The sequence below is a fragment of the Nostoc sp. genome (assembly GCF_036917275.1).
Lineage (GTDB): Bacteria > Cyanobacteriota > Cyanobacteriia > Cyanobacteriales > Nostocaceae > Nostoc.
Genome location: NZ_JBALDF010000047.1, coordinates 72,485 through 89,324, shown reverse-complemented (window position 1 = coordinate 89,324; position 16,840 = coordinate 72,485). Strand labels below are relative to the sequence as shown.

The following is a 16,840-nucleotide window of genomic DNA, read 5'->3' as shown; positions in this document are numbered from 1 at the left end:
TCATTCTTTATCTTATGTCTTTATTCCCATTAATTGGCAGCAAAAAAGATACCCGTACACTTGGACGTGGTTTCCAATCAATATTTTTAATCGTATTTACCCTATTAATGACCGCTGGTATTGGGGCGCGTTTGGCATATTTGCAAATTGTTGAAGGCCCAAAACTCCGGGAACGAGCCGAAGCGAACCGAATTCGGATGATTCTTAAACAACCAGAACGGGGCAATATTTTTGACCGAAATGGCAAACTTTTAGCCAGTACTCGCTATCCTAGCTCTGTATATTTGTGGCCGATGGCACATACTAAGCCTTCCTGGTCAGTAGTTGGTCCCCGTCTAGCGCAAATTATCAACATCCCGCAAGACGAGATGGAAAAGAAATTAGAACAAGCAGGTGCTAATTCTTCTTCGCTCATCCGCATTGCTCGTGATCTAAATGAAGCACAAATCACAGCATTAAAGGAGTATAAAAATGAACTGCCAGAAGTGGAAATTAATCGAGATTCTGTACGTTACTACCCTCACGGTAAGCAATTAGCGCATGTACTAGGTTATACACGGGAGTTGACCGCCGACCAGTTAAAGGACAAGAAACAGGAAGGTTATCGACTGGGAGACGTAATCGGTCAGATGGGGGTGGAAAAGGCCTATGAGAAAACTCTACGGGGCGAATGGGGCGGTCAGCAGGTGGAAGTAGATGGTGCGGGTAGACCAATCCGGGTTTTGGGGGAGAAACAGGCAAAAGCTGGTAACGATTTGCACCTGACCATAGATTTGGATGTGCAAAAGGCAGCAGAAAAAGCTTTGGGAAATCACCGAGGCGCGATCGCAGCACTTGACCCGAATAACGGTGCTGTTTTAGCACTGGTATCTTACCCCACCTTTGACCCAAACATCTTCTCCAAACAAAAACTCTCCCAGAAAGATTGGGAAAGCGTGCAAGGTAAAGACCATCCCTTGATCAATCGAGCCTTGAGTGCCTTTCCACCTGCTAGTACCTTCAAAATTGTCACCACGACAGCCGGACTCGAATCAGGTCAATTCTCTCCTGACTCAGTATTACAGACCTTTGGTTCCCTAACTGTTGGGGGGGTGACTTTTGGTGAGTGGAACCACACCGGATTTGGGCCATTGGGATTTCCCAGAGCGATCGCTATGAGTAGTGATACTTTTTTCTATCAAGTTGGTAGAAAAGTCGGTGGCCCAACTTTAATCGAATGGAGTCGCAAATACGGATTTGGTCAAAAAACTGGCATTGAATTTTCCAACGAAGAATCAAAAGGCTTGGTTCCAGATGAAACATGGAAACAAAGAGTTTTGAAGACGCCTTGGAGTGTAGGTGACACTATCAATATGTCAATTGGTCAAGGCGCTTTGCAAGTCACACCCCTGCAATCAGCGATTATGTTTTCTGTCCCTGCTAATGGTGGGTATCGAGTTCAGCCGCATTTGCTCAAAGACAACGAAGAAGCAAAAAGTTGGCGAGAATCCTTAAATATGAAGCCGGAAACCATCAAAGTTCTCCGCGACGGACTGCGGAAGGTGGTGAGTGAGGGTACAGGTAAGCGGTTAGACGTGCCGACAATTGCCCCAGCGTCTGGGAAAAGTGGCACTGCTGAAGCTGGTATTGGTCGCCCAAATCATACATGGTTTGGTGCTTACGCCCCCAGTAATAAGCCGGAAATTGTGGTTGTGGCCTTTGGGGAAAATACTGGCGAACATGGCGGTACTGTTTGTGGGCCGATGGTTTTACAAGTGCTGGAAGCTTATTTTCAGCATAAGTATCCAGGTAAGTATCAAAAACCTCAGTCTGAAGGATCAGAAGCTAAAACTCAGAGTTCAGGACATGGTACTGGAGACTAGTATGCCTACCTTGTTATGTCACTCATCAGGCTATTTTGAATACTTTAGTCTGTAGAACTTTTGTATTCAAAATTCTACGCTTTTTCTTCATGCAGTCCAGTAAACTAGACCAAATTTTAGGACTAGAACTACAGCGTCGTCGCACAGAGAAAAGTTGGTCACAGGAGTATCTTGCAGAAGTGACAGGTCTGCATAGGACTTATATCAGCCAGCTTGAGCGGGGGCTAAAAAGTCCATCTGTTAGAGTTCTCAGCCATATTACCAATGCTTTAGGTATGACAATGAGTGAGTTTTTACAAAATGTAGAGGAATCCCTGAGTGTTGACGGACAGCGAAATTGAAAGATTAAGCCAAGCCATTATTGCTACTATTGCATCTCCAGTCATCGGCTCGATAGAAGATTATACCTGGGAAGCAATTTTTCATTATGTTAAGGATATTCCTTTATCAGATCCCGCTCTGGGACGTAGCAAACTTCTCTATGATGCTGTTGATCTGGTGACTAAAACTGGTTGGTCACTCAAATCACTCCAACTGAATAGCCTCAACTTTACAAGTCCATTTTTGTTTGTCATTCAGAGAGCAGATGTCATCAAGAAGTCTGTACAACTGGGTTTTCCCGGTCTGACAGAGCAATCCTTGCCTAATGAGCTTGGAGCAGCCATTATCCAACATTGGAACGAGAAGATTATTTTGAGTCAGGCAGCACAGAGCGTTGTCAATAGTTATGAAGGAATATTACTGAAAACTATCAAAGGCTATGAGTATATTTACTGCGAATTTCCACTCAATCCTCTTGACCCAAATACGTTTTCTTGGGCTTGGACGGTAGATAAAACTACTGGGGGATTAGGGGCTGGACTACAGGGAAGCGTTGCAGGCAAAACAGAATTGGTTTGGTACAAAAATCAGAAACAACTTTTCAGAGCTAGAGCTATTCCTACACAGGCGGTTCGTATTACAGTTGCAAGAACTCGTCTTACGCTTGATCGATATGTGGAGACAGTTCTCTCTGCTTTGCAAGATCAAATCAATACGCAGTTTTCTGAGGATAGGTCTGAAGAATAGATGAAGCTATCACTTTACTTAGTAGGGGAGGTACAGATTCACCAATTTGAGAAGCCATCTCAGTATATGTTCCCAAAAAGTGAAAATCATCTGGATAAGAGTGTAATCTTGCAGCTTCACGTATTGTAATTGTTCGATCTTGAGTAGGATGAAAAAACCTACCCGATCCTGGATGGAAGACCCATCTGGTGATAGTTCTCGCTGGTTTATCCCAGTAAAGTCTCCCGTATGCGCCGCTGTAGTGTTTTTTGGGAGCTAATTCAGAAGGTAAGTCCCTAGCATCTTGTCCTTCACAAAGAGCGCGAACTCTCGAAAATTGAATTGGACTCAAAGCACGAGCAACATGATTAACAATTTTTATGCTTTCATGACGCATCATCGTTTGATATGTAGTTTGTGGAGGAGAAGGATAAACTTCAGCGTCATAGTCTTGTCCTGCATCTAGTGGTGGTAATTCTCCAATCGCATCTCTGACTGTGACAAGTGGAGAAATATTTGCCTCTAATAAATTAAGCTGATTACAAGATTTTGTAGTTCTATAGTCACTCCTAATATCACCAAAATGTGTTGGTTTAGGAAAATGAAGGGAGTGATCGAGGCTAGCTAGAAAAAAAGCTCTGGTTCTCGTTTGTGGTATTCCATAATATGCAGCATTTAATGATGAAGAGACAACTTTATAGCCCAATGATTCAAGTTTTTCTGTTATTTCTTCCCTAATTACGCCATTGTAAGCTTTCAAGATTTCAGGCACGTTCTCCATTACGACATAAAGGGGTCTAAACTCCTCTACGAATTCCAAAAACGTTCGATATAGCAGGTTACGGGAATCATTGAGGTAGCGATAACCAGCAGGAATATTTCTGGAAAATCCCTGACATGGAGGACCGCCAATCAACAGTATTGGTGCTTCTCGCCGCAAGCCTAACGCTAATCGTAAGTCATCAGGACTAACCTGACGTATGTCCTGATGAATGATTTTAGTTTTTGGGTAATTGTGCTTGTAGGTCGCCAAGGCTTTTGCATTTATATCGATTGCACATAGAGATTCAAAGCCCGCCATCTGAAAGCCTTTTGTCAAGCCACCAGCACCAGCAAATAAGTCAATAATCTTGTGTGTCATTTATGAATACTATAGTATTCATAAACTATCGTCAAGCAACTCCTTTATAAAAAGATAGTAATTTCTAGCTCAACTTTTATTGAGGTATCTTAGCGGGTTTCAAATTTCTGGCTTTATAGAACATTTCTAAACTACTGCGATCGCCTACAAAACGCCAGTGCCAAGGCTCATAACTCACACCTTGAATATTATCTTTGGGAAATGACATTTCAAAGCTGAAACGTGCTGCATTTGCTTGCAGCCATTGATAAGCCTTGGTCTTGTCAAAGTTAGTTTGGGTATCAGTTGCTGGTACTGCTCCGTCTCCAACATCCACAGCATAACCTGTGTGATGTTCGCTATGACCAGGAGGAGCGCTGAGGGCAGCTCGTTCTGCTGGCGTCTGATTTCGCTGGGCACCGACAGCAAAAAACAACTGCTCTTGGTCTTTGACTGAGCGAAAGCCAGAAATTGGTACTAAAATTACACCTGCACTCCGCGCTGCTGCTACCATCTCCTGAAACTTTTGGGCAGCAGCTTTTCGCATTCTAATGCCCCTATTTGCGGAGATGGTTACTAGTTCTGACTCAGGGGCTTCTGGGTATGGAAAATGCCCTAACACAGTATTGACATTACCAGATTCTGTAGTCGGTGTGGGTGCAGAACTAGTGGGCGAGGGTTGAGAATTGGCAGTTTTTTTGGGTGTAGTGACGAAAAACAAAAAACCGCTAATTAAAGCCAGCAAGACAAATCCTGTTATTCCCCCAATTAGGATAATTCGGGGTTGCAACCAAATTTTAGGTGTTGCATCAGGGGTATCGCGTACAGCCACTGGAATATCATCACCAAGGTCATTCGATGAGTTTTGCGGTTTTCCAGAAAACCCAGCCTTATTCAAGGGTAAACTCCTGTTTTTGTGGGATAACCATAACAGATTTTGCACTGGACAAAAGTAGACGGAACAGGTAGCATTTTACATCTGTGGTTTTAGGCGCAATCTTGACAAACCTTTTAGAACTATACGTCAAGCTGGGAGGATTAGTCCTGGTAGGTTTTATTCTGGGACGCAAACTACCTGTGACAGTTCCTACTCGTTTAGGACAGTTTCTTTTTTGGGTGGGAGTACCCATAAGCATAGTATCCTTTTTGCGTCAATCTAGCTTGTCGGGGCAAATTTGGATTGCACCTGCCTTCGCTTATCTCGCCATTTTACTAGGAGGATTTTTAGCTTGGTTAGCCATTAAAGGACAAGTCTATTTTAGAAATCCCGTCCCCCAACAATCGACTCAGGCTAGCTTGATATTAGCAGCAATGTTGGGTAACACAGGTTATCTTGGCTTTCCTATTACCTTAGCAATGGTAGGCAAGGAATACTTTGCTTGGGCGCTATTTTACGATTTGTTAGGTTCATTCCCAGGAACTTATGGCTTGGGTGTGTTACTAGCAGCGCGTTTTGGCGGTGGTGTACATAATCATTGGCAGACTGCTAGGGCTATCTTAATTAATCCTGCCCTGTGGGGTTTCGGATTTGGCTTGCTGTTTCGACAGGCGACAATTCCCACAGTCGCGGAATTCTGGTTAGAGAAATTTGCTTGGAGTGTCGTAACTTTATCTTTGACGCTAATTGGGATGCGACTAGCGCTGCTGAAATCTTGGCGTAGCCTACCACAAGTAGGGATGAGCTTGGGAATCAAAATGCTGCTAGTTCCCTTGATATTGGGCAGCATTTTACCACTATTTGGATTAACTGGGGCGATCGCAAAGATCATCGTGCTACAAATGGCCATGCCTCCAGCTTTCGCCACACTGGTAATTGCTGAAACATTCAATCTTGATCGCGATCTGGCCGTTACTGCCTTAGCTGCTGGGGCTATAGTATTGCTGGTTACTCTCCCAGTTTGGCTGTGGCTGTTTTGATTTGGGATTTATGCACCGTGATGCGATCGCTTAAAACCCCAGGAAAAACGTATCTTATCGTTTTAATTTAAGTTCTTCCTTCTCTTACTTTGCCTTCTTCTCTACGAGACGCTACGCGTTCACGTGGTGTCTCGTAGAGAAGGCGATTGCGGCAAGCCACTTTGCGTCTACGTAAAAAATAATTGACTTTGACAAATAGTTTTAGCCTTAACGCAAGGGTATTGCTCAATAGGTAAGTTATTTCCGCACGATTCCTTAGCATTGGGACTGACAAAAAATAAATTATCCAAAATTATTTGTACATTTGTAGGGGATCTTGGCCTTGCGCCCCTACGTTCGCGGAGCGTCCCGCAGGGATGGGATGTTTTTTTAACTGCAAGTCCCTTATTAGAGCATGGCAAAGGAATTGACCTACAATCGACCTCTTGCAAAAATCCTTGAATCACCCCTCCCCAACCCTCACGCCACTTGCTTCAAGTCGGCAGAGCCGCCCAACGCAGTGGCTCCCCTTATGAAGGGGAGGGGGCAAGATTTAAAGTTTCCCCCCAATATATCGGGGAGCCACTGCGTTGCGGAGGTTCCCTCCGTTGTAGCAAGTGGCGTGGGATTAAGGGGGGTCTATTCGACTTATGCAAGAGGTCTAATCAGTTAAACTTCTACTGGATGCTGCCCATAATATGGCAAAGCCTCTGACCAATTAGGACACTTGCCCTCTTGCCAATCGAGATTAGCTAATTCCAAAATACTTGTCACCGTTGCTGCTAACCCAGATTGGGCGTGAATCAGCTGATAATCAGTGTTCCAATTCGCTAAAGTTTCCTGCCATGCTTCTGGTGTCAACACTCTATCTGACAAACACACTTTTAGTTTAGAAGTATCTGGCTCAAACTGATAAATAGCAACAAAAATTTGACCTCGTTGTGCTAGCATTTCCACAGCAAGAGTTTTTGGATTTTGACTTTTGCCTGCTTCTGACCATGCTACCGCAGCCAAAGTTGAAATCGCAAATACAGGAATATCTAATTGTTGCCCTAAAGTCCGAGCAGTGACAACACCAATCCGAGTTCCCGTAAAGCCGCCAGGGCCTTTTGCAACTGCGATAAAGGACAAATCTGCCCAAGTTTGCGGTTTGATAAATTCAATTAAATATTGATGTACTAAGCTAGATAAATCACGCCCCAAATTCCAAATTTGAGAGCGAGTTTCCCCAGCAAAATTAGTAATTGCCAAACCCAATTCGGGAGTACTGGTGTGTAGTGCCAAGGCGGATTTATTGATTGCAAAGTCTTCTAGTTGCGTTGTCAAAGTTACTTAAAATATCTGTTTTTATAAATTTAACGTAATTTATTCAAGCATATAATACTTCGACTCAGCAGCCCACATGAATGTACTCCCATGTGGAGCATGGGAGTGAGGCAAGCCTGATATGGTTTGCACTTGCACACTCTCTGCCTTAACGATCGCCGTTCTTAATTGTTTGGTGAGAGTTGCATTCGGGACACTTCATCTTTCCATTTTACAACTTTTACCATTCTCTTTCCCGCAACGCCGGATATTCAATCTCTCCTTTAATCTTCTGGGGTACGAAGTCTGGGATGTCAGTAGTGTCAATTGCGAAGACGAAGAACTTGTTTGGGTTATCGATACCCCCTGGATGGAAAGTGTCCGACGTTATAGTCCCAACGAAGTCGTTATCGTTGGTAATGAAAAGCGTATGCTTGATCACGCGGTTGATAACCACATCTGGCCCAAATGCCAAACCTTCAAGCTTGGCAGGTATGTCCTCTGCTTTGATCCCATTCTGAGTCAGCGTAGCTACTACATCGAGGAACAAGGTCTTGCTAACTGCCTTGCCAGCCAGGTTGCTTTCGCCAGTGATATTGCTTACTTCTTGAGCATTCGTCAGATCGATATGGTATATCTTCTTAAAGGCAGCCTGAGAGCCGTCGCCCAACCCCTTGCCATCTCGTTCGTCTACCAGAAATTCGCGATCGTTGATGGACAAAATCTCACTTACTGTTGGGTATTTCGGTTTAGCTGAAGTGCCGATATTATCTAGCTGATAGGCGTATTCCTGGATAGCACCTGTTGCAATGTCAATCTTAACAATTCTGGTGTAAGCGCCATTCGTACCCCCGTCCTGTAATAGTGGACTCTGTATTATGCCAACTAGAGTCTTGCCATTAGGGGTAATCGCGAGACCTTCCATACCCTTGTTCGCAACACGTCCAGATGTGTTATTGCTAATCTCTATAGCACCAACGGGATTTAGGTTTTTGACTGCGAATTTGCTGTTGAGCGTAAAGACCTTGATCCGCTTACCTGTCTCCCGGTTGAATTGGTACACATAGGGGCCGTATTCATCGGAGATAAAGATGAACTCACCGTCATTGGATACACGCACACCCTCAGGATCGAAGCGGGCATCATTGGGATCGGTCGATATCTGGGTAGGGTCGAAGTTGTCTGAGCGTCCAGTGAAATAGTAGGTATTCTTGGCATTCAGGGCAGGGACACCACTGGGTACTCCTAGTCCCACCCCAGTACCGTAGTCGAGAGGCTTCTTGCTCGATAACAGGGTTGTGGCAATTAGCGAAGGAGTAAGAGTAAAGGGCAATGCTGAACCAAGCTGGCTTGGCACAAGTTTCAAACGGATGGTTTGGAAGCGGTTGATATAGGATGTTGTGTCATCCACTGCGCTATTGTATGGCTTGGCATTCGGACCCCGATCTGGGATAGCGATGAAGGTATTACGACCAGCGTAGGCTAGTCCCGATCCAAAACCACCGAGGAGGTTTCCCGGAACACCGCTTTCGAGCGGAGCAGAGGTTTCGCTGGAGAGATCTGTGATGTTACCACTCAAGCTCCCAATTGCGACCAATTTAACCTCTGCGTTAGCAGCGGGGGCAGCAAAAAATGAAGCTAACAAGAACAGAATGAGATTTCTCTTAAGCATATTAATATTTCAATATTTACTGAGGGATATTGTATTTTTTCCACTTTGTTATTATCTATGCCTAATGATTAAGCTATTTTTAAGCAAAGATTAAGTCAGAATTAATTCAAAAATGACTGATGCCCACCAGTATTACAGCTATTTTCAGGTAAATAGACCACGCGGTAGGGGCGCAAGGCCTTGTGCCCCTACGACAGATGTGGTTCAAATACTTGAATTCTGCTGTAAGTGAGCCTGTGGAGGGGCACAATAAGGCAAACGAGAGGACAAACTTTTTTAGCCACATTTCTCACTTGTGAAAAATGCGGCTAAAGTTACCCTTATAGTTACTTGCAAAAATATTTACGACTACTGCTGTTTGGTGCAGTAGTCACCTTTAAGATATACCAATCATTTTCTATCAAGTCGGCACTAATTCACCAGGACGCAACTTCGACCATTTACCGGTTTCCCGCTTAAAGCTCAGACAACCAACAACATCCCATTCCATTTCAATTACATCCTCTTTAGTGCGAATGTTGACATTGATAGAAGGTTCATTCGGATCAAAATTTGGTGTTTCAGTCAAGTGAGGCTGTTGGTGCTGCCCTTCTACGGCATGATAGGTAAAACAGCTGTCTACATAGTGGCAATTCACGCAAATACACATAATAGAACCAACTCCAGGGGCCTTTATTGTTAATCTAACTTAAGCGCAACTGTTATTCATGAGTTGCTGGGTTGATTTTTATTACAATGCACGAATCAGTTCTTTCTACCTTAGCTCCCGAAAATTGGCCTTTCAGCTTGGAATTCCTGCCACAACCGGCTTACATGGTAGGTGGTGCTGTCCGAGATGCGCTCCTTGGCAGAACTCGCGAATATCTGGATCTAGATTTTGTTATCCCATCTAAGGCGGTAAAGGTAGCGAGAGCGATCGCTCGTCATTACAAAGCTGGTTTTGTGTTACTCGATGCAGAACGACAAATTGCCCGTGTGGTTTTTCCCCACGCCACAGCTGACTTTGCCCAACAGGAAGGAAATAGTTTAGAAGTTGATTTGCACAGACGGGATTTTACGGTAAATGCGATCGCTTATAATCCCCATACACAAGAAATTATCGATCCTCTACAAGGTTACGTAGACTTACAACAGGGCATTTTGCGAATGGTATCACCCGCAAACTTAGAAGATGACCCTTTGCGGTTAATGCGAGGTTATCGCCAAGCCGCCCAACTAGGTTTTACTATTGAGCCAGCTACCCAAGCCGCAATTCGTTCTTTGGCATCACATATCAGCAAAGTTGCAGCTGAACGAGTTAGGGTAGAAATTGGCTATCTGCTGGCAAATTCTCAGGGTACTCCTTGGATTACAAGTGCTTGGGAAGATGGGTTACTTGCGCCTTTCTTCAAAAATGCCACCCGTGAAAGCTTGATCAAATTAGCAGCAGTTGACAATGCAGCTGCCTTACTCATCCAAAATTGGCAACAACTAGGGGCACAACTGCAAGAGTATGTCCGCGATAGGATCAAAACCACTTGGTTAGGTATTGCCAAACTTGCTTGTCTTGTCAACCCAAATCCAGAATTAGCAGAAATAGAGTTACAGAAACTAACTTATAGTCGTGCCGAAATCCGGGGTGTAACCACTGCCCTCAAACTGTTACCGCAGCTTCAAATAGTCGATATGTCATTGCGAGAACAATACTTTTTGTTCCATGACGCAGATATTGTGTTTCCCGCTACGGCAGTGCTAGCTGTAGCATTTGATAATTTGGTAGAGGCGATGTCTGGTGACAACCCACTACAGGCAGGAGTTGCTACAACTTTGGAAACCAAAGCAATAGGTTGCCTTGTTTTGGCACCTTTAATCAACCGCTACCTGAACCCTGATGATCTGGTCGCTCATCCCATTCCACTAGTGAGCGGGAAGGAGTTGATTATAGCATTAGATATTCCAGGTTCGCCAATCATCGGCCAACTGTTGAGAGAAATTGGCGTAGCACAAGCTGAGGGGAAAGTTTCAACGCCAACAGAGGCGATCGCATTTGCACGTCAGTTAGTTGAGGGGCTGTGATATTGAGTTTCCGAGTCAATACTAGATATTTATGGAATAGCCTGAGAAAATTATTAATATTGGATATAAAGTTAGTGAATTAATATGATGTATTTGCGATAAATTTGTCTGCAACAATTCCCAAATTTGACGAATGTAAAAGTTGTTAATCAACGATTCATACAGTGTCAGGTTAATTACTCCATTGTTGCTCATTTGCTCATGAGTAATCAGCTTATTTTATGTCAAATAAGCGATTGCCTTTATCTCCCAACCCAGGAATAATATAGCCATGTTCATCCAAATGGTCATCAATAGCGGCAGTATACAGCGGCACATCAGGAAGTAGCTCATAAAAACGCTCGATACTTTCTGGTGCAGCGAGTAAGCAGATACGTGAGTCAAACATGTTTCAACCGTTGCATTAATCATGAAGCCGCACAGCTACAGCTTTGTTGAGATTGGCGATCGCAGCGATTTCACCGACAATATACACTGTTACGCCCCCAATTGGCGGCAAAAACCTTCCAAATCCGATTCTGTCACCAATTCTGGAAGCATCCCCCCAGTTTGTTCAAATAAAGTGCGACGCAACTGTGCTTCTGCAATGTCAAAGTGCTTGACAATTCCTGGTAAATCCAAAACCGGCATAGTCATTATTTTTTTAGGGATGTTTTGATCAGCTATTACTCATTAGGGATCTGTCAACTACCTCTAGTCAGTTTTGATTTTTATGACTCTAAATGTCGAGTGTGGTATTAGTCGTATTGCTGAATACAATAAATCACACATAAATTTCATAATTAACAATTAATCTCTGCAAATTTAAAGATGACTTTAAAAATGATTTAATGGAGATATTTTGTGAGAAAGTTAATACAAAGGTATATTCACTGATCTCAAATTTATGGATTCTTTATCTATCAATTCCTTACTTGAAGAGTTGAAAAACCCGGATGCTACAGTCCGCGACAAGGCAACCAGAAAAATCTGGCGGATCTGGTTTCAGCAAAAGGGAATTTATGGGCTGGAAATAATTGATCGCAGTCAAAAGTTACTGGATGCAGGTGAATTTACTGAAGCCGAAACAACGCTGACAGCACTAATCGAAGAGCAGCCAGATTTTGCCGAAGCCTGGAATCGTCGTGGTTTTCTCTATTACAGTATTGGTGATTATCAAAAATCTCTGGCAGATTGTCAGATGGTTGTGCAGATAAATTCGATACATTTTGGAGCGCTTCATGGGATGGGATTGTGTTATGCGGCACTAGGTGAGTATGGTGAAGCGATCAAAGCTTTTCAACAAGCTCTAGAAATTCAGCCCTATTCGCTAGTGAATCAAAAGTTGATTCTAGAATGTACATTTAGATTCAGCTACAACCGTAAATAGGAGAGAGCATTATCTACCCTGTTTTATGAATCGGTCATCACCCTCATCAACAGCAATTCATTGCCTTAGTCGCCGCAATTTTATTCAATACGGTTCTATCTGGATTAGTAGTAGCGTCATTGCTGCTTATAGTAATAGCAACCAACCGTCAACTAGTAATTCTCGGTTGGATAAAGTTATATTTGGCACTTAATGGATAGTACAATCACAACACGGCGGATTTTACCAGGCGATGTCTACGACGGGCTGCGCCTACGCCACTGATATTTACAAAAACTATGGTTTAGATGTAACTATCAAAATGGGTAATCCCCAGGTTCTCAGTGGTACTTAATTGTTGATGGGGGGTGGGGTAGATTTTTTTAGTTATAAATATGTAATTATCATACGCAAAGATTGCTAAAAAGCTTAATTTATCGAACCGCCAAGACGCCAAGATGCCAAGCAAGAGCGCCAATAATTCGTAGAGTGTGCGTAAGTCCTATCCAAATTCAAAATTAGGAAACTACAGAAACACTATCAGAACTTTCTATGTATATTTGTGTAACCTCCCTCCGAAAAGCTAGCTACTAGGCGTCTATAATTTGTGGTTTGATTTCAAAAGCCGTGGGGATAACCTAAAATCCAACATCCCAAAATCACCCATGATTGAAATTGACGGTTCCTACGGAGAGGGAGGCGGACAAGTTCTTCGCACTTCCTTAAGTCTATCGGCTATCACTGGCGAACCCATACGAGTTACAGGCATTCGTGCCGGACGCAAAAAGCCAGGATTAGCAGCACAACACTTAACAGCAGTTCGGGCTGCGGCGAGAATTTGTAATGCCCAACTACGGGGTGATGCTTTGGGTTCAATGCTGCTGGAATTCATCCCAGGTAGTGCTGTGCAAGCTGGAATTTATACCTTTGATGTTAGTAAAGCACAACTTGGTGGTTCTGCGGGTGCGATCGCTCTAGTTTTACAGACAATTCTCTTACCTTTGGCACTAGCAGCTGGGAATTCCCAGGTAACACTAAAGGGTGGAACTCATGTAAACTTTAGCCCGACAGTGACGTATATTGAGCAAGTTTATCTGCCGATATTGCAACGCATGGGTGTAGAAGCCCAAGTCAAGTTAGGCGCTTGGGGGTGGTTTCCCCAAGGTGGGGGAGAGGTACAGTTGCAGGTGGATGGCGGTAGTCAACTAGGCGGGATAAACTTGCTGGAACGGGGAGAGTTACAACAGGTGCGAGGACTAGCAGTGGTGACGGAATTGCCTTCGCATATTCCCCAACGCATGGCGAATCGTGCGGAGAATTTATTACGGGAAGCGCATTTGAAAGTTGCTGTACACGCTTTGCGAGAAAGAGGTGTGGCACCTGGGGCGGGAATTTTTTTAACTGCTGAGTATCAGAATAGCTTGAGTGGCTTTGGTGGATTTGGGCGTTTGCGGTTGTCGGCGGAGACAGTTGCAGAGATTGCTTGTCAGCAGCTGCTTGAGTTTCATCGCACTGGTGCAGCAGTAGATGAACATTTAGCAGACCAGTTATTATTACCAGCTGCTTTAGCGTCACAAGGAAGTCAATATCGAGTGGCTGAGGTGAGTAGACATTTGACGACAAATGCAGCGGTAATTGAACAGTTTGGACTAGCGCAGATAACAGTAGATGAAGCTGAAAAAATAGTGTTTGTAAAGAGTTTGACAAGATAAAATAAGGATTTTTAGTTTATTAATCTCTTCTGCTAGAGTATTAGAAAGCACTAATATGTAAATCAAAATCAATCTTGTGCTCCCTTTTGCCTTCAACTACAAACTACAAGTTTGACAGACAATTTTGATAAAAATTTAAAGCTTATTTAAAATGCTTCGCTTCGCTTGCAACGATAGTAAATACAGCGTATTTCAGGTAAATGAAGTACACGGGTAGGGGCACAACATGTTGTGCCCCTACGATTATCTGTACCTCACTAAGTTGCAATCTGCTGTATTTCATTAGTTATTCTTTTTCCCCTACTCCCCACTCCCTTAACTCCCCCTCTTCTCTTGCCGTTCTTTAAGTTTCAACATGATTTCTGCGTGCATTTCGCGGGTAATCGGGTAAAAATACGTTAAAACTAAGCCACAAATCAAACAAACTGTAGGTATGGGCCCAACGGCAATGCGAATAGCAAACAATGCCGATTCCGGTTGAATGGGTGGTGGACTTCCGGCTACAGATTCTTTGAAACCGGCTACTTGCAAAGCATTTCCTACCAAAAACAGCCCAAAAGCTAAACCAAATTTTTGCAGCAAAACCATGAAGCCATAAAAAATGCCTTCTCTGCGTTGTCCGGTTTGGAGTTCATCTAATTCAATCACATCTGGAATCATCGACCAAGGAATTAGATAAGCTGTGGATACACCAACACCTGCCATGATAGCCATCAAATACATCAAAGCTATTTGACCGGGCTGTAAGAAAAATAGTCCGGCAGCAGCTATGATCCATAAACTCATTCCCATAAAATAAACAAGTTTCTTGCCGATTTTTTTACTCAGCGTCCCCCAGACAAATAGCATCAGCAGGGCAGTTCCTTGGACTGCAATCAGCAGTGTGGGCACATCTGATTCTTTGAGACCCATACAATTGACTACAAAATAGGGAATAATGCTGGCTGTAATCTGCACACCTAGCCAAGAAAAAAGATATATACCAATAACAAATAAAAAAGGTCGATTGCTAAAGACAATTTTTAGCTGTTCCAAGAAGGAGAGAGATGCAGGTTCTTCAGCTTGAATGCGTTTGGACTCAAAAGCCAGGATGCGATCGCGGACTCCAAAAACGCACCAATATAATCCTAAAATCGAAATTACAGTACAAACTGCTGCTAAAACGAGATATCGTTGTTGGCGATCGGCAATTTGAGAAAAAACAATTTGCGCTAAAATCAACGACAGAATGCTACCACCAATGGAAAATGTAAATCGAAAGCTGTTAAGGCTGGTGCGTTCGTCATAATCTTGAGTTAGTTCTGGAGTCATCGCCGTATAAGGCAAATTCACAACCGTGTAAAAGGACTGAGATAGCACCCCAATCACTACGTAATACCAGAACATGGGCCAAATATTATCACTTTGATTTGCCCTAAATTGCGGTACAATCCACTGCAATAAAAAGAAAATTCCAAAGGGAATTGCTCCATAAAACATCCAAGGAAGACGACGGCCCCAGCTACGAGATTTCGTTTTATCACTCAGAAACCCGATAACCGGATCATTTATCCCATCCCAGATTTTGCCAATCATCAAAATACTGCCAGCTAAACCCGCAGGGATACCAGCAACATTGGTAAAGAAAAACAGCAGGTAAAAAACGGAGATATTTGCTGTAATTGCTGGGCCTAAATCTCCTGCACCGTAAGCCAGTTTTGTTTTAAAGTCGAGTTTTTCACTGAGAATATCTCGTTGGGCATCGCCATCAGCACCAGAATCATTCATAAAACTTTGCACTCAGATTAAAATAATAAAGTTTGCGAGGCCGAATACCCCGTCCTAGACATCGCCTTCAATACTAGCTATCTACGACTCCCTTTATACTTATGCCAGACCTTTATCTTTCTTGGTCAGATTATCACCAAAAAATTGAACAACTGGCTATTCAGATTTATCAATCCAGTTGGGAATTTAACCAGATTATCTGTCTTGCTAGAGGAGGACTACGAGTTGGAGATATTCTCTCCCGTATATACCAGCAACCATTGGCAATTTTAGCAACCTCATCTTACAGTGGCACTGGTAAGCAAGAAAGAAGTAATTTAATTTTCTCCCGCCACTTAACGATGACTGCCGAAAAGTTAGGTTCGCGCATTCTCCTAGTGGATGACTTAGTAGACTCTGGGATTACACTCCAACAGACTATACCTTGGCTCAAGCAAAATACTGATTTCCCGATTGAGGAAATTCGCACCGCCGTACTTTGGTATAAAGCCTGTTCAGTTATAGCACCCGATTATTATGTTGATTATCTGCCTGACAACCCCTGGATTCATCAACCTTTTGAACACTACGAGCAGATGAACCCCGCAGAACTTGCGGCTAAGGTAAGTCCGTATTTATAAATACTTAGTAAGGCTACGTATAATTCAAAATGAAGAATTCAAAAATGTTATAGAAAGAATGACAAACGATATTTCGCACAAACGAAACCTTCACCGATTTGATTTTGTTGCGTATCTAGTAATTGAAAAATTTCGTCTTTCTCCTCTAACTTTTGGACTGTTGGCAGCAGTTACCGCTACTGTAGTTTATTTGTTTACTGCATGGATAAGTGATACGCTATGGTCTAAACAGGGGCAGATGGGATTGCTTAAAGACTGGATTCCCTGGTAATATCAAGTTCGGTAAATCACTTACGATATGTCATTGCGAATGCAACGAAGTGGAATGTTCGCGTAGCGTCTCGTAGAGAAGCAATCACAAAGGTTTGGGATTGCCACGCTTTGCTCCCAATGACATAAGTATTAAGTCGGACATGATATAAGAGGTTGTTTGAAA

The 16,840-nt window shown here is 43.2% G+C and carries 16 protein-coding genes and 2 pseudogenes; 10 read left to right on the top strand and 8 right to left on the bottom strand.

Translation table 11 applies throughout. From position 1 onward, the window contains the following. Positions 1-14 precede the first annotated feature (14 nt). From mrdA to V7K35_RS17820, 3 genes are all read left to right on the top strand, one after another. Positions 15-1,862: a penicillin-binding protein 2 gene (mrdA, locus tag V7K35_RS17830; RefSeq protein WP_335080541.1), complete on the top strand. Its 1,848-nt coding sequence runs from the start codon at positions 15-17 to the stop codon at positions 1,860-1,862. An 89-nt stretch (positions 1,863-1,951) separates the two neighbouring features. After that, entirely contained in the window at positions 1,952-2,203 is a 252-nt protein-coding gene (locus tag V7K35_RS17825; protein ID WP_335080540.1) for a helix-turn-helix domain-containing protein, read from the top strand. Continuing rightward, entirely contained in the window at positions 2,181-2,930 is a 750-nt protein-coding gene (locus tag V7K35_RS17820) for a hypothetical protein (RefSeq protein ID WP_335080539.1), read from the top strand. Before V7K35_RS17825 ends, V7K35_RS17820 begins: the two co-directional genes overlap by 23 nt. Here the strand turns inward: V7K35_RS17820 and V7K35_RS17815 are convergent. Then, positions 2,893-4,050 (bottom strand): DNA cytosine methyltransferase, encoded by a 1,158-nt coding sequence (locus V7K35_RS17815; protein ID WP_335080538.1) that lies wholly within the window; start codon positions 4,048-4,050, stop codon positions 2,893-2,895. The two genes, V7K35_RS17820 and V7K35_RS17815, sit on opposite strands and share 38 nt — an antisense overlap. Positions 4,051-4,126: 76 nt before the next feature. Then, on the bottom strand, positions 4,127-4,927 hold the full coding sequence (locus V7K35_RS17810) for a M15 family metallopeptidase (RefSeq protein ID WP_335080537.1): 801 nt from the start codon (positions 4,925-4,927) through the stop codon (positions 4,127-4,129). Positions 4,928-5,028: 101 nt separating this feature from the next. Between V7K35_RS17810 and V7K35_RS17805 the strand changes: the two genes are divergently transcribed. Beyond that, a complete protein-coding gene (locus V7K35_RS17805; protein ID WP_335080536.1) occupies positions 5,029-5,946 on the top strand; it encodes an AEC family transporter in 918 nt (305 codons plus the stop codon). Positions 5,947-6,594: 648 nt separating this feature from the next. On the opposite strand, the gene tsaB is transcribed toward V7K35_RS17805, so the two are convergent. From tsaB to V7K35_RS17790, 3 genes are all read right to left on the bottom strand, one after another. After that, positions 6,595-7,251, bottom strand: coding sequence for a tRNA (adenosine(37)-N6)-threonylcarbamoyltransferase complex dimerization subunit type 1 TsaB (gene tsaB, locus V7K35_RS17800; RefSeq protein ID WP_335080535.1), 657 nt, complete (start codon positions 7,249-7,251; stop codon positions 6,595-6,597). A 220-nt stretch (positions 7,252-7,471) separates the two neighbouring features. Next, complete coding sequence (locus tag V7K35_RS17795) at positions 7,472-8,902, bottom strand: esterase-like activity of phytase family protein (RefSeq protein WP_335080534.1); 1,431 nt, start codon at positions 8,900-8,902, stop codon at positions 7,472-7,474. A 400-nt stretch (positions 8,903-9,302) separates the two neighbouring features. After that, positions 9,303-9,551 (bottom strand): Ycf34 family protein, encoded by a 249-nt coding sequence (locus V7K35_RS17790; RefSeq protein ID WP_292790237.1) that lies wholly within the window; start codon positions 9,549-9,551, stop codon positions 9,303-9,305. Positions 9,552-9,637: 86 nt separating this feature from the next. Here V7K35_RS17790 and V7K35_RS17785 point away from each other — a divergent pair, with 86 nt between their 5' ends. Then, positions 9,638-10,957 carry a CCA tRNA nucleotidyltransferase gene (locus V7K35_RS17785; protein WP_335080533.1) on the top strand — a complete coding sequence of 440 codons (1,320 nt, stop codon included), beginning with the start codon at positions 9,638-9,640 and terminating at the stop codon, positions 10,955-10,957. Positions 10,958-11,171: 214 nt separating this feature from the next. Here the strand turns inward: V7K35_RS17785 and V7K35_RS17780 are convergent. After that, positions 11,172-11,330 (bottom strand): annotated as a pseudogene (locus tag V7K35_RS17780) (uracil phosphoribosyltransferase); the annotation flags it as partial. Between the two features lie 33 nt (positions 11,331-11,363). Next, positions 11,364-11,584 (bottom strand): annotated as a pseudogene (locus tag V7K35_RS17775) (GTP cyclohydrolase II); the annotation flags it as partial. Between the two features lie 259 nt (positions 11,585-11,843). Between V7K35_RS17775 and V7K35_RS17770 the strand changes: the two are divergent. The 3 genes from V7K35_RS17770 (at position 11,844) to rtcA (ending at position 14,017) form a co-directional block, all read left to right on the top strand. Next, entirely contained in the window at positions 11,844-12,326 is a 483-nt protein-coding gene (locus tag V7K35_RS17770; RefSeq protein WP_335080532.1) for a tetratricopeptide repeat protein, read from the top strand. Positions 12,327-12,351: 25 nt separating this feature from the next. Then, positions 12,352-12,519 (top strand): hypothetical protein, encoded by a 168-nt coding sequence (locus V7K35_RS17765; protein WP_335080531.1) that lies wholly within the window; start codon positions 12,352-12,354, stop codon positions 12,517-12,519. A 451-nt stretch (positions 12,520-12,970) separates the two neighbouring features. Then, positions 12,971-14,017 carry an RNA 3'-terminal phosphate cyclase gene (gene rtcA / locus V7K35_RS17760; protein WP_335080530.1) on the top strand — a complete coding sequence of 349 codons (1,047 nt, stop codon included), beginning with the start codon at positions 12,971-12,973 and terminating at the stop codon, positions 14,015-14,017. Positions 14,018-14,332: 315 nt separating this feature from the next. On the opposite strand, the gene V7K35_RS17755 is transcribed toward rtcA, so the two are convergent. Then, complete coding sequence (locus V7K35_RS17755; protein ID WP_335080529.1) at positions 14,333-15,784, bottom strand: MFS transporter; 1,452 nt, start codon at positions 15,782-15,784, stop codon at positions 14,333-14,335. A 101-nt stretch (positions 15,785-15,885) separates the two neighbouring features. Here V7K35_RS17755 and V7K35_RS17750 point away from each other — a divergent pair, with 101 nt between their 5' ends. Together V7K35_RS17750 and V7K35_RS17745 are read left to right on the top strand one after the other, a co-directional pair. Then, positions 15,886-16,404 carry a phosphoribosyltransferase gene (locus tag V7K35_RS17750; protein ID WP_335080528.1) on the top strand — a complete coding sequence of 173 codons (519 nt, stop codon included), beginning with the start codon at positions 15,886-15,888 and terminating at the stop codon, positions 16,402-16,404. Positions 16,405-16,462: 58 nt separating this feature from the next. After that, positions 16,463-16,675, top strand: coding sequence for a hypothetical protein (locus V7K35_RS17745; RefSeq protein ID WP_335080527.1), 213 nt, complete (start codon positions 16,463-16,465; stop codon positions 16,673-16,675). The last annotated feature ends 165 nt before the right edge of the window (positions 16,676-16,840 follow it).